Annotated in this window: 13 protein-coding genes; 4 read left to right on the plus strand and 9 right to left on the minus strand. The window is 72.0% G+C overall.

What is annotated here, in order from left to right; all coding sequences use genetic code 11:
* Positions 1–61: 61 nt before the first annotated feature.
* Positions 62–409: a hypothetical protein gene (locus B100_RS0105140; RefSeq protein ID WP_024883370.1), complete on the plus strand. Its 348-nt coding sequence runs from the start codon at positions 62–64 to the stop codon at positions 407–409.
* Positions 410–581: 172 nt separating this feature from the next.
* Here the strand turns inward: B100_RS0105140 and B100_RS0105145 are convergent, their stop codons facing one another.
* The 5 genes from B100_RS0105145 to afsQ1 form a co-directional block, all read right to left on the minus strand.
* Entirely contained in the window at positions 582–782 is a 201-nt protein-coding gene (locus tag B100_RS0105145; protein ID WP_006133381.1) for a PspC domain-containing protein, read from the minus strand.
* A 58-nt stretch (positions 783–840) separates the two neighbouring features.
* Entirely contained in the window at positions 841–1,422 is a 582-nt protein-coding gene (locus B100_RS0105150) for a VanZ family protein (protein ID WP_024883371.1), read from the minus strand.
* 106 nt (positions 1,423–1,528) lie between these two features.
* The gene (locus B100_RS0105155) at positions 1,529–2,146 is read right to left on the minus strand and encodes a hypothetical protein (RefSeq protein WP_024883372.1); all 618 of its coding nucleotides are present in this window, start codon (positions 2,144–2,146) and stop codon (positions 1,529–1,531) included.
* Positions 2,146–3,765, minus strand: coding sequence for a sensor histidine kinase (locus tag B100_RS0105160; protein ID WP_024883373.1), 1,620 nt, complete (start codon positions 3,763–3,765; stop codon positions 2,146–2,148). The genes B100_RS0105155 and B100_RS0105160 overlap by 1 nt, the downstream gene beginning before the upstream one ends.
* Positions 3,762–4,439 carry a two-component system response regulator AfsQ1 gene (gene afsQ1, locus B100_RS0105165; RefSeq protein ID WP_024883374.1) on the minus strand — a complete coding sequence of 226 codons (678 nt, stop codon included), beginning with the start codon at positions 4,437–4,439 and terminating at the stop codon, positions 3,762–3,764. The genes B100_RS0105160 and afsQ1 overlap by 4 nt, the downstream gene beginning before the upstream one ends.
* A gap of 242 nt (positions 4,440–4,681) precedes the next feature.
* Here afsQ1 and B100_RS0105170 point away from each other — a divergent pair, with 242 nt between their 5' ends.
* Entirely contained in the window at positions 4,682–5,419 is a 738-nt protein-coding gene (locus B100_RS0105170) for a SigE family RNA polymerase sigma factor (RefSeq protein WP_024883375.1), read from the plus strand.
* 231 nt (positions 5,420–5,650) lie between these two features.
* Here the strand turns inward: B100_RS0105170 and B100_RS0105175 are convergent, their stop codons facing one another.
* On the minus strand, positions 5,651–6,355 hold the full coding sequence (locus B100_RS0105175) for a uridine kinase (protein ID WP_078540727.1): 705 nt from the start codon (positions 6,353–6,355) through the stop codon (positions 5,651–5,653).
* Between the two features lie 59 nt (positions 6,356–6,414).
* On the opposite strand from B100_RS0105175, the gene B100_RS0105180 reads away from it, so the two are divergent.
* Together B100_RS0105180 and B100_RS0105185 are read left to right on the plus strand one after the other, a co-directional pair.
* A complete protein-coding gene (locus tag B100_RS0105180) occupies positions 6,415–6,753 on the plus strand; it encodes a hypothetical protein (protein ID WP_024883377.1) in 339 nt (112 codons plus the stop codon).
* A 93-nt stretch (positions 6,754–6,846) separates the two neighbouring features.
* Positions 6,847–8,436 (plus strand): hypothetical protein, encoded by a 1,590-nt coding sequence (locus B100_RS0105185; protein WP_024883378.1) that lies wholly within the window; start codon positions 6,847–6,849, stop codon positions 8,434–8,436.
* 296 nt (positions 8,437–8,732) lie between these two features.
* Here B100_RS0105185 and B100_RS0105190 read toward each other — a convergent pair whose 3' ends face one another.
* From B100_RS0105190 to deoC, 3 genes are read right to left on the minus strand one after another with little or no spacing between them, the layout of a single operon-like run.
* Positions 8,733–9,665: an aldehyde dehydrogenase family protein gene (locus tag B100_RS0105190; protein WP_024883379.1), complete on the minus strand. Its 933-nt coding sequence runs from the start codon at positions 9,663–9,665 to the stop codon at positions 8,733–8,735.
* The gene (locus B100_RS0105195) at positions 9,658–11,094 is read right to left on the minus strand and encodes an aldehyde dehydrogenase family protein (protein WP_024883380.1); all 1,437 of its coding nucleotides are present in this window, start codon (positions 11,092–11,094) and stop codon (positions 9,658–9,660) included. The genes B100_RS0105190 and B100_RS0105195 overlap by 8 nt, the downstream gene beginning before the upstream one ends.
* A gap of 5 nt (positions 11,095–11,099) precedes the next feature.
* Entirely contained in the window at positions 11,100–12,053 is a 954-nt protein-coding gene (gene deoC, locus B100_RS0105200; RefSeq protein WP_024883381.1) for a deoxyribose-phosphate aldolase, read from the minus strand.
* Positions 12,054–12,169: the final 116 nt, after the last annotated feature.

A 12,169-nucleotide genomic window follows, 5' to 3' on the forward strand; every position in this document is an offset into this window, starting at 1 on the left:
ACGCCTGATTACGGTCACAGCACCGCTCACATCCCCGTATCCCATTTCGAGGACGCCTTTCATGAAGCAGTCTGCTGTCAAGACCCTCGGTGTCGCCGCTCTCGGTGCCGCCTTCGCCGCCGTCGGCGCGGGTGCCGCCCAGGCGGCCCCGGCGCTGCCGGACGCCCCGGCCCTGGACACCGTCACCCAGGCCCTGCCGGCCGATCAGGCGTCCGCCCCGCTGGCGGGTCCGGCCCAGGCGCTGTCGGTGGGCCAGGACGCGGCCGGCAAGGGCCTCGGGACCGCCAAGCCGGTCGTCGACGAGCTGGGCTCCAAGGTGCCGGGCGCCGGTCTCCTCGGCGGTCTGCCGCTGGAGGCGGTGCCGGGCCAGGGCGTCAACGTCAACGGCATCCCGCTGGGCAGCCGCTGACCTTCCCGGCCGGCGACGGGCCGATGGGGCGCACCCGGTAACGGGTCGCGCCCCATCGGCGTGCTCGGAGGTGCACGGCCCCGCGCGAGGCCTCAGGGAGATGATGCCGCGCAGGGACGGGGAGGCCGGCGTCGTACGGCGCCTCGGGGGTGAGGGCGCCGCGCGGGCCGCCCTACCAGGCCGCGCGGGCCTTGTCCTCCGAGGGCAACAGGATCCACAGCGCCAGGTACAGCAGGAACTGCGGGCCCGGGAGCAGGCACGAGACCAGGAACACGACACGCATCGTCTTCGCGGAGGTGCCGAACCGCCGGGCCAGCCCGGCGCAGACACCGCCGATCATGCGGTCGTCGGTGGGGCGGGCGAGGCTGCTCATCGCGACTCCTTCGTGAACGGTGCGAGGCATCCCGTCCGGCTGCCTCCGTACCTCCACACTACGGAGACGAAGGGGGCAAAGCGTCGCTCCATGGGGCGATCCCGACCCTGGGAATCGTCGGGGTCCTCCCCTGAGGGGGCTCCTCCCGGAGGACGGCCGCCCCCGGAGTCCGGTCCGCCCCGCGGCGTAGCCAGGCACGTCCCGCGGGCACCACGGCGGCGTGGGCGAGCGCCGCGCCCGCCGTGTTCAGCAGCAGCGAATCGACATCCACCACCTGGCCAGGCACCGCCGTCTGCGCGAGCTCCACGGCCAGCGACACCAGGGCCGTCGCCGCCATGGTGCGGATCAGCGAGCCCAGCCGGGACACGGCCGGCCGGCCCCCGGCCATCGGCAGCAGCACGCCCAGCGGCGCCAGCAGCGCCATCGCCTCGCCGGTGCGGCGCAGTCCCGTGGTCCAGCCCAGCGCGAAGTCGGCGCGGATCCCGTCGAACGGCGTCAGATTGGCGGGCATCACCCAGGGAACGTCCAGGGGGCGCAGCGTGTACCAGGCGACGAACGCGAGGTGTGCGGCCAGGAGAAAGCCTCCGGTCGCACGGATACGGGACGCGGCGGTGCCGCCGATGACGCCTTGACGCTGCACGCCACCCAAGACGCGACGTGCGCCGCGAGCGGTTCCGGGAAGTCACCCGTTCAACCGCTGAGGCATGCGCCACACTGCGGCGCCGCCCCCGCCCGGCGCGCGCCGGTCAGCTTCCGGTGGCCTCGGCCGAGGGTGGCCGTCCGGCCGCAGGACGGGACCGCACCTCGTCCGTGCACCGGTAGCGGCGCGGCCGGCTGTCGTCGGGGCCGCCCAGGATCACCGAGCCGTTGCCCTCGGCCGCCGCCGAGTCGGAGAAGGTGCACACGACCTGTGCCAGCGCGGTGGACGACAGGGCGGCCGGCGGCAGGCTCAGCCGCAGCGTGTCCTCCGGGTCACCGGCGCGCGGTCCGGTCACGGTCGTCCCCGCCCGCACCCGTGTGGTGTACCCGGCCTCCCGCTCGGCGGCCGTCGGCTCCCGCGTCAGCTCGTCCAGCAGCCCCTGGGCGACCAGCACGCGGCGCGCGTCCGCCGCCCCGTCCGTCACCCGCACCTCGCGGTCCACGGCCACCAGCGACGACCCGCACACCAGGAACACCTGCACCGGCAGTCCCCGCGCGGCCCGTCCCGCCCCCTCCGGCTCGCCCAGCGAGCAGCCCACCCGTGACGGCGCCGGGCCGAAGTCGGTCGGCACCTCGGTGGCCCGGATGCCGCAGCCGGACAGCAGCGCGCCCAGCGCCGCGAGCCCCACGGCGGCCCGCAGGGCCGTCCTCCGTCGTCCGTTCATCAGGCGTCCCCCTCGGCGCCCTCGTCACCGGCGTCGCCGGCCTCCCCCTCGGAGTCCGTCGCGGACACGTCCCGGGGCAGCCGCAGGGTGAAGACGGCACCGCCCTCGGGCGAGTTCGCCGCCGTGATCCCACCGCCGTGGATGTGGGCGTTCTCCAGCGCGATGGACAGCCCCAGACCGCTGCCCTCGGACCGCGGCCGGGAGGCGCTGGCCTTGTAGAAACGGTCGAAGACGTGCGGCAGGACCTCCTCGGGGATACCGGGACCGTGGTCCCGCACCTCGATCACCACGGTGCCGCTCACATGGTCCGTGCCGTCCGCGTCCGCCGTGCCCGTCGCGGGGACCTCCCGCACCGACACCCGCACCGGCGAACCGCCGTGCTTGAGGGCGTTGCCGATGAGGTTGGCGAGGATGACGTCGAGGCGGCGCGGGTCGATCCGGGCGTGGATGCCGCGCTCGGCGTCCAGGTCCACCGCGTCCAGCCAGGCGCGCGCGTCGATGCAGGCGGTGATCTGGTCGGCGACGTCGACGTCGTCGAGGACCAGCCGGGCGGTGCCCGCGTCGAAGCGGGTGACCTCCATCAGGTTCTCCACCAGGTCGTTCAGCCGCCGGGTCTCGCTCACCACCAGCCGGACCGCGGGCTGGATCATCGGGTCGATACCGCCGCCCTCGAACTCCAGCTCCTCCTCCAGGACCTCCGTCACCGCGGTGATCGCGGTCAGCGGTGTGCGCAGCTCGTGGCTCATGTCCGCGACGAACCTGCGGGACGCCTCGTCCCGCGCCGCCATGTCGGCCACCCGTTTCTCCAGCGCCTCGGCGGCCTTGTTGAACGTCCGGGACAGATCGGCCAGTTCGTCGGTGCCGGACACCCTCAGGCGGGTGTCCAGCTTGCCCTCGCCGAGTCGGCGGGCGGCCGTCCCCAGCCGCTGTACCGGCTTGAGCACGGTGGTCGCGGCGGCGTGCGCGAGCAGCGCGCTGCCTATCAGCGCCAGCCCGGTGGCGATCCCCAGCGACCAGGCCAGCGAGCCGAGGTCCTTGGCCTCCGGCGCGAGGGACTTCAGCATGTAGCCGGTGGTGCCGCCGCCGATCAGCCGGGTCCCCGCCACCAGGTACGGGGTGTCGTCCTCCACGATCCGCTGCCAGTACAGGTGGTGCGGGTACTTGTTGCCGTCGGTGATCTGCTGCTGCTCGGTCACCGCCTCACGCAGCGCCTCCGGCACGTCCCCCAGCGAGAAGCCGTTCAGCCCGCCCGAACTGCCGTACACGGTCTGGCCCTCGGGGTTCTCGGCGACCAGCAGCACCGTGAAGCGCTGGCTGCTGTTCGCCATCTGCCCGGCCGTGCGCTGCAGTTCGTCGTGCGCGGGGTGCTCGGGCAGCGCGCCCGCGCGGTTCTGCATCTCCTTCTCGAAGTCGCGCAGCACCGCGTCCTGCGTGCGGGTCAGCACCGACTCACGGTTCAGCCAGTACGCGATTCCCGACGCGGACACCGCCGCCGTCAGCGCGACCAGGCCGAACACCACGACCAGACGCAGCCGCAGGCTGGTGAAGCGCAGCCGTGACCAGACTCCCTTGCGTGCCGCGAACCAACCGCGGCTGTCCCCTTGGTGCTCCCGTGTCACTGAGGCGGGTCCAGCCGGTAGCCGACACCACGGACGGTACGGATGAGCGTCGGGGACGACGGCACGTCCTCGACCTTGGCCCGCAGCCGCTGGACGCAGGCGTCCACCAGACGCGAGTCGCCCAGGTAGTCGTGCTCCCACACCAGCCGCAGCAACTGCTGGCGGGACAGCGCCTGTCCGGGCCGCCGGCTCAGCTCGAGGAGCAGCCGCAGTTCGGTCGGCGTCAGCTGGAGGTCCTCGCCGTTCTTCGTCACCGTCATCGCCGAACGGTCGATGACGAGGCTGCCGAAGGTCGCCGAGTCGCTGGACTCCCGCTCCCCGCGCCGCAGCACCGCGCGGATCCGGGCGTCGAGCACCCGGCCCTGCACGGGCTTGACGACGTAGTCGTCGGCGCCGGACTCCAGGCCGACCACGACGTCGATGTCGTCGTTGCGCGCGGTCAGCAGGATGATCGGCAGCTGGTCGGTGCGCCGGATGCGACGGCACACCTCGAAGCCGTCGATGCCCGGCAGCATCACGTCCAGCACGATCAGATCGGGCCGCTGCTCACGCAACAGCTTCAGACCGTCCTCACCACTGGCAGCGGTCGCCACGCGATGACCCTGGCGCGTCAGTGAGAGCTCCAGGGCCGTGCGGATGGCGTCGTCGTCCTCGATCAGCAACAGGGAAGGCACGGGCTCATTCTGGCCCATGGAGGGCTCCCAGTACGACCCGTGGGCGGCTCGTGCCCCTTGGGGCCGGATACGTGCCGCTTTCGTACGCGGAGAGGTGTGAAGGAACCGTGCCGTCACGGTGACCGACCCCTGTGACACGTCTGTGACAGTCGGCGGACACGGCCATGAAAGTGGCGCGGCAAGCTTTTCGGCACAGCACAACGCACGGCAGAACACCGGAACTCCACGACGGGGGGCGCGAGATGAACACGCTGCACGGCACCAGCACCAGCGCAGTGGTCACGCGTCTGCACGACGTGCACCGGGGTTCCGAGAAGTCCGGTGCCGCGGGCATGCGGGGGTGCGCTCGCGGCACCGGGCGTCAGCACACCGCGATCATGACGGTGGTTGACGCGTCCACGGGGGACGACAACGGGGGAACCGCGTACGGGGAGGGCTCGGGGGAGCGCCGTTCGCTGAGCGAGGTGGAGTTCACCGCCTACGTCCAGGAGCGCCGCGCCTCCCTGTACGCCACCGCCTACCACCTGACCGGTGACCGTTTCGAGGCCGAGGACCTGCTGCAGAGTGCGCTGTTCTCGACCTACCGGGCGTGGGACCGGATCAGCGACAAGGCGGCGGTCGGCGGGTACCTCCGCCGCACCATGACCAACCTGCACATCAGCGCGTGGCGCCGCCGCAAGCTGAACGAGTACCCGACCGAGGAACTGCCGGAGACGGCCGGTGACACGGACGCGATGCGCGGCACCGAGCTGCGTGCCGTGCTGTGGCAGGCGCTGGCCCGGCTGCCCGAGCTCCAGCGCACCATGCTGGTCCTGCGCTACTACGAGGGCCGCACGGACCCGGAGATCGCGGACATCCTCAACATCAGTGTCGGCACGGTGAAGTCGAGCATCTGGCGGTCGCTCCGCCGGCTGCGCGAGGACGAGGTCCTCAGCTTCGGCCGTGACGAGGAGAACGCCTTCGGCGAGCTCGTCGCCTGAGGTTCGGGGGAACAACGGGGAACCGGGGGATCGGGGGATCGGGGGACTCCCGGGCCGGGGGGCCCGGGAGTACGGCACGGGGGAACCGCGAGGACGCCGGGGGGCGTCACCGCGGGAAACGGGGATCGGGGGATCCGCGGGGGGACAGGAGGGGGAGCACCACGGGGGGTGCGGAAACAGCGGGACTGCGGGGCCGGGGGGCCCGTCAAGCGGTCCCGCTTTTTCGTGCCGTCACGGCGTGCGCGTGGGCGCCGGTCGTCCGGCCACCGCCGCCGCGGCCATGCGGGTCAGCGCTTCCTCGCGGTCGCAGGCGTACGCGCCCAGCGCCGTCTGACGGGCGATGATCGACCGCTCCAGCCGCATCAGCCGCCAGCCGCGGCGCAGCAGGAACGGCACCGACTTACGGCCCTCCTTCAGATCCCGCAGGAACCGGCGCCGGAACGTGCGCACCGGACCGCGGCTCAGGCACAGCGCGTCGGCCAGCAGCCCCCGCTCACGGCAGCGGTCGACGATCTCCGCGGCGAAGATGCCCTCGGCGATGAACAGGGGCGTCCCGCCGATGTCGACGGTCGTCTCACCCGTACGGGCGCTCAGGGAGATGTCGTAGACCGGCACCTCGGTGCTCCGGGTCCTGCACAGCCGTTCGATCGCGGCGACGGCGGTGTCCGCGTCCCAGGAGGCCGGGTCGTCCCAGTCGATGTCGGAGGTGCCCGCCACCAGCGGCAGCGTCGGGTCGTCGCCCTCCTTGTAGAAGTCGTCCAGGCGCAGCACCGGAAGGCCGGAGCGGGCCGAGACGAGGGACTTGCCGGAGCCGGAGGGGCCGCAGAGCAGCACGACTCGCGCGGATATGGGCGACTGGGAACTCACGGGACACCAGTGTGACGCATCGTTCGGGTGGCGTACGACCCGTGGGGGCCACTTTGAAGCACGGCTCACATCTCAACTACGCTGCGCGTCGGACCGTTGACCCTGCGAAGTCATGAGGTGGCACAGCGATGGCCCGACACAAGGCACCGAGGACGCCGGCCGTCCGGCGCGGCATGGCCGTTCTCGCGACGGCGGGCGTGGCGCTCGGCGTCGGGGCGGCGGCCGCGTCCGCCGCGGAGGCGAACGTGCTGCCCGACGACCCCGGGCAGGTCGTGGGGACGGTCGCGGACCTCAAGCCCAACCCGCTCGCCGGCACGGGCGTGGACCCGCTCGACAACGGCGTCGCCACGCAGGTCGCCGACTTCCGCGGGCTGGACTCGCGCGAGCTGACCGGCCCGGTCGCCCAGGCGGAGTCGGTCGGCAGCATCCCGGCGGCGGGGCGGGTGACGGACGCGCTGAGGGGCTGAGCATCCCCCTGGAGTTCTCCCGCGGTACCCGTTCCGTTGGCCGCGCCCGGCTAGCTTTGCCTCGCCCCGCCCGGCCGCAGGAAAGGTACGTCCATGAGCACCCCGGCCCACCGCACTTCGGCACGGCAGTCCGCGGCCGTCCTGACACCGGTTCGGCAGCGTCAGGACGGGTTCCGGGCCGGGAGCCCGCCCCGGGACCCGGTGGGGCACGCCCTCCTCCGGCTGCAGTCCAGCGCCGGCAACCGGGCCACGACAGCGGCGGTGCAGCGCGCCAGGAACGCGGACAAGGGGAAGGCGCCGGGCAACGGTGACGCGTCCGCCGGGGCGAAGAAGAACTATCGCGACCGGATCGCCGCCCTCCTGGACAGGTTCAAGAAGAATCTCGAGCCCATCGACACCTTCGTCAAGGGAGCCCAGACCCCCGTCAACGCGGGCTTCACCCAGCAGGCCGCGGCCACGGCCAACGAGGGCCTGAAGCACTCCGCCGCCGCCTCGGGGGTCTCCGCCGCGTCGGGGAACCTCCTCACGGAGGCCACCGGCACCCTGGTCAGCGGCATGGACGCGTACAAGAACCTGAAGGCCGCCAAGACGCACCGGACCGGGGCCGCGCACCACACGGCGCGGAAGAAGGCCAGGACCAAGGGGACCGACGCGGTCATCGGCGCCGCCGGTTCGGGAAGCTACAGCGCCGCCATCGCCAAAGAGGTGACCAAGGTCCGGAAAGCGGCGGACGCCGCGATGTCGTCCGAAGCGAGCGGTATCGCCAGCGCTTCCGTCGGCGCGGTCAAGGGCGTACGGGCGGCCTTCCGTGTCGGGGGAGCGGCCCGCAAGTACAAGCAGGTGAAGGAGCTCGGAGACCCCCGCCTCGTCCAGGTGGCGTCATTGGCCCGGCTGAACGAGTCGCGGGAACAGGCCGAGTGGGCCGCGGCGGAGGCGTACGTCGCGCTGGACGCCTACTGGGACCACGAGGGTGAGGAACGGCTGGAGCTCGTTGCCGAGGCCATCGACGCCGCCTGGGAGGCAATGAGTGAGGTCCGTGACGCCGCCGAGAGCATCCAGCACGCGGAGCGGAAGAGAGACAGGGAAGCGGAGAGGCTGAGCAGGGCGCAGGAGTACGCGAAGAGGAAGCAGCTCACCAAGATCGGCAAGGAGACGGTCGGCGGCGCGGTGGGCGAATCCACCAAGGCCGCGGCCGGCGTCGTGACGGCGGTCGCGGCGGGAACGGCCGGGCTGGCGAGCAACCCGGTCGGGTGGGGCCTCGCCGGGGCCGGCGCCGGCCTCGTTCTCGGCGTCACCCTGTACAAGGCGCTCCGCGCGGCCACGAAGCGCTACGAGGAGAAACGCCACCCCGAACGCTGGGCGCCGGAGGGCGAGACCCCGGAGAAGGCCGCATCCCGCGGTGACTCGCTGAAACACGCCCTGACGTTCTGGAAGAAGGTGTCGAAGGGCGAACGCCAAGCCATGGCGCGCGAGATCTATGCTCTGGCGGCGGGCCCCGGCATCCCCGGCAGCGGCGACACGACGCTCGAAATGCGGGAATCCGCGAGGGCCCTCCTCATCGCTCTCAAGGCGGGCCCCACCGACCACAAGCTGGATCCTGAGGCGTGGGCGCAGACCCTGGACGACCCGGCGAAGACCGCGGGCTGGATCAGTGAGATAGCGGAGCAGCTGGCCTCGGGGTGACGGGGAGGCAGGAAGCGGGTCCCCCGCGCGGGTGGCTGTCGTGTGTCACCGAGGCCGGCCCGATCACCGAGGCCACCGAGCTCGGCTACGGCCCCACGGGACGCCGAGCGCCGTGACGCGGGCCTTTCGAACGGGTTGATCGCCGGTGACGGACGCCGTGCCGCACCGGTTGATCGCCGTGACGGACGCCGTGCCGCACCCGGTCGGCGGTGCTCGAAGACGGCCGCGGCTCCTCCGGACGGATGAGCCGCGGCCGTCTTCAAGGGGGCCAAGGACCGGCAGCGCGGGGTGGCCGGTCAGTAGGCGGAGCCCGACGCGCCCAGGGAGCCCGTCGGGTGCCAGACCGTCTTGGTCTCCAGGAAGGCCGTCATACGGTCCGTGCCGGGCGTCGCCGACCAGTCGTCCACAGGCTGTGGACGGAGAACGCGCTTCAGGTTGTCCGCCGCCGCGATCTCCAGCTCCTTCGCCAGCACCTCGTCGGCGCCCGCGAGGTCGATCGCGTTGACGTCCTGGTGCGCGGCGAGCGGCGCGGCGATCTCCGCCGTACGGCCGGAGAGGATGTTGACCACACCGCCCGGCAGGTCGGACGTGGCCAGCACCTCACCGAGGGAGAGGGCGGGGAGCGGAGACCGCTCGCTCGCGATCACCACGGCCGTGTTGCCGGTGGCGATGACGGGTGCCACGACCGAGACCAGGCCGAGGAACGACGACTCCTGCGGGGCCAGGACGGTCACGACCCCGGTCGGCTCCGGGGAGGAGAGGTTGAAGAACGGGCCCGCGACCGGGTTGCCGCCGCCGACCACCTGGGCGATCTTGTCGGTCCAGCCCGCGTACCAGACCCAGCGGTCGATCGCCGCGTCCACCTGCGCCGCCGCCCTGGACCTCGACAGACCCTCGGCGTCGGCGACCTCCGCGACGTACTGGTCGCGGCGGCCCTCCAGCATCTCGGCGATCCGGTAGAGGATCTGGCCGCGGTTGTACGCCGTCGCGCCGGACCAGGCACCGAACGCCTTGCGGGCCGCGACCACCGCGTCACGGGCGTCCTTGCGGGACGACTGCGGTGCGTTGGCCAGCCACTTGCCCTTGGCGTCAGTCACCTCGTACACCCGGCCGCTCTCGGAACGCGGGAACTTCCCGCCGACGTACAGCTTGTAGGTCTTGAAGACGGAGAGGCGCTCGGTCCTCCCGGACTTGTCGATCTTCTCGGTCTTCTCGGGCTTGTCAGACATCGAGGTACGCCTCCAGGCCGTGGCGGCCGCCCTCGCGGCCGAAGCCCGACTCCTTGTAACCGCCGAACGGCGAGGTCGGGTCGAACTTGTTGAACGTGTTGGACCAGATCACGCCCGCGCGCAGCTTGTTCGCCACCGCCAGGATCCGCGAGCCCTTCTCGGTCCAGATGCCCGCCGACAGGCCGTACGGCGTGTTGTTGGCCTTGGCGACCGCCTCGTCGGGCGTGCGGAAGGTCAGCACCGACAGCACCGGGCCGAAGATCTCGTCCCGGGCGATGGTGTGCGCCTGGGTGACGCCGGTGAACAGCGTCGGGGCGAACCAGTAGCCGTTCTCCGGGAGTTCGCAGGCCGGGGACCAGCGCTCGGCGCCCTCCGCCTCGCCCTGCTCGGCCAGCGCGGTGATCCGGGCCAGCTGCTCCGCGGAGTTGATCGCGCCGATGTCGGTGTTCTTGTCCAGCGGGTCGCCGAGGCGCAGCGTGGACAGCCGGCGCTTGAGGGAGTCAAGGAGCTCGTCGTGGATCGACTCCTGGACCAGCAGGCGCGAGCCCGCGCAGCAGACCTGGCCCTGGTTGAAGAAGATGCCGTTGACGATGCCCTCGACGGCCTGGTCGATCGGGGCGTCGTCGAAGACGATGTTCGCGCCCTTGCCGCCCAGTTCGAGGGTGAGCTTCTTGCGGGTGCCCGCGACCGTGCGCGCGATCTCCTTGCCGACGGCGGTCGAGCCGGTGAAGGCGACCTTGTTCACGTCGGGGTGGGCGATCAGCGCGGCTCCGGCGCGGCCGTCACCGGTGATGATGTTGACGACGCCCTTGGGCAGGCCCGCCTGGCGGCAGATGTCCGCGAAGAAGAGGGCGGAGAGGGGCGTGGTCTCGGCGGGCTTCAGGACGACCGTGTTGCCGGTCGCGAGCGCCGGGGCGATCTTCCACGCCAGCATCAGGAGCGGGAAGTTCCAGGGGATGACCTGGCCCGCGACGCCCAGCGGCTTCGGGTTCGCGCCGTAGCCGGCGTGCTCCAGCTTGTCGGCCCAGCCCGCGTAGTAGAAGAAGTGCGCGGCGACCAGGGGGAGGTCCGCGTCGCGGGTCTCCTTGATCGGCTTGCCGTTGTCCATGGTCTCCAGGACGGCCAGCTCGCGGCTGCGCTCCTGGATGATGCGGGCGATGCGGAAGAGGTACTTCGCGCGCTCCGAGCCGGGCAGCGCGGACCACTTCTCGAACGCCTTGCGGGCCGCGCGCACCGCGCGGTCCACGTCGGCCTCACCGGCCTCGGCGACCTCGGAGAGCACCTCCTCGGAGGAGGGGGAGACGGTTTTGAAGACCTTGCCGTCGGCCGCCTCGGTGAACTCGCCGTCGATGAACAGGCCGTAGGACGGGGCGATGTCGACGACCGAGCGGGACTCGGGCGCCGGGGCGTAGTCGAATACAGGTGCCATGGTGATCAGTCCACCGTCACGTAGTCGGGGCCGGAGTAGCGGCCGGTGGCCAGCTTCTGCCGCTGCAGCAGCAGGTCGTTCAGCAGCGAGGAGGCGCCGAAGCGGAACCAGTGGTTGTCCAGCCAGTCCTCGCCCGCGGTCTCGTTGACCAGGACCAGGAACTTGATCGCGTCCTTGCTGGTGCGGATGCCGCCGGCCGGCTTCACACCGACCTGGACGCCGGTCTGGGCGCGGAAGTCGCGGACCGCCTCCAGCATCAGGAGGGTGTTCGCGGGGGTCGCGTTGACCGCGACCTTGCCGGTCGAGGTCTTGATGAAGTCCGCCCCGGCCAGCATGCCGAGCCAGCTCGCGCGGCGGATGTTGTCGTACGTCGACAGCTCGCCGGTCTCGAAGATGACCTTCAGGCGGGCGCTCGTCCCGCAGGCCTCCTTCACGGCGATGATCTCGTCGTACACCTTCATGTAGTTGCCCGCGAGGAACGCGCCGCGGTCGATGACCATGTCGATCTCGTCCGCGCCGGCCGCGACGGCCTCGCGGACGTCCGCCAGCTTGACGGCGATCGGGGCGCGGCCGGCCGGGAACGCGGTGGCGACCGAGGCGACCTTGACGGTGGAGCCGGCGACGGCCTTCTTCGCCGTGGCCACCATGTCGGGATAGACGCAGACCGCGGCCGTGGCGGGCGTGGTGCGGTCGGTCGGGTCGGGGTGGACCGCCTTCGCGCCGAGCGCCCGGACCTTGCCCGGGGTGTCCGCGCCTTCCAGCGTCGTCAGGTCGACCATCGAGATGGCGAGGTCGATGGCGTACGCCTTCGCGGTCGTCTTGATCGAGCGGGTGCCGAGGGAGGCGGCACGCGCCTCCAGACCGACCGCGTCGACGCCGGGCAGCCCGTGGAGGAACCGGCGCAGCGTGCTGTCGGACGCGGTGACGTCGCTCAGAGCGTGGGGTGCAGTGGTGGGCATGGTCACCAGACGAGCATATCTACGCGCGTAGCGGCTGTACAGCCCCGGAGTGGGATCCGGGGCCGCGGGGGGTTCAGGGAGGGCGGGTGGTCGGCTGGGGTGTGGCGAGGCGGGGG

It is taken from the genome of Streptomyces sp. CNH189 (assembly GCF_000527195.1).

Bases quoted from the DNA above. Each gene is read 5' to 3' on its own strand.
- B100_RS0105145 (WP_006133381.1), bottom strand. From the start codon at position 782: ATGAGCAGCCTCGCCCGCCCCACCGACGACCGCATGATCGGCGGTGTC.
- deoC (WP_024883381.1), bottom strand. From the start codon at position 12,053: ATGCCCACCACTGCACCCCACGCTCTGAGCGACGTCACCGCGTCCGAC.
- B100_RS0105185 (WP_024883378.1), top strand. From the start codon at position 6,847: ATGAGCACCCCGGCCCACCGCACTTCGGCACGGCAGTCCGCGGCCGTC.
- B100_RS0105190 (WP_024883379.1), bottom strand. From the start codon at position 9,665: ATGTCTGACAAGCCCGAGAAGACCGAGAAGATCGACAAGTCCGGGAGG.
- B100_RS0105140 (WP_024883370.1), top strand. From the start codon at position 62: ATGAAGCAGTCTGCTGTCAAGACCCTCGGTGTCGCCGCTCTCGGTGCC.
- B100_RS0105195 (WP_024883380.1), bottom strand. From the start codon at position 11,094: ATGGCACCTGTATTCGACTACGCCCCGGCGCCCGAGTCCCGCTCGGTC.
- B100_RS0105180 (WP_024883377.1), top strand. From the start codon at position 6,415: ATGGCCCGACACAAGGCACCGAGGACGCCGGCCGTCCGGCGCGGCATG.
- B100_RS0105170 (WP_024883375.1), top strand. From the start codon at position 4,682: ATGAACACGCTGCACGGCACCAGCACCAGCGCAGTGGTCACGCGTCTG.
- B100_RS0105155 (WP_024883372.1), bottom strand. From the start codon at position 2,146: ATGAACGGACGACGGAGGACGGCCCTGCGGGCCGCCGTGGGGCTCGCG.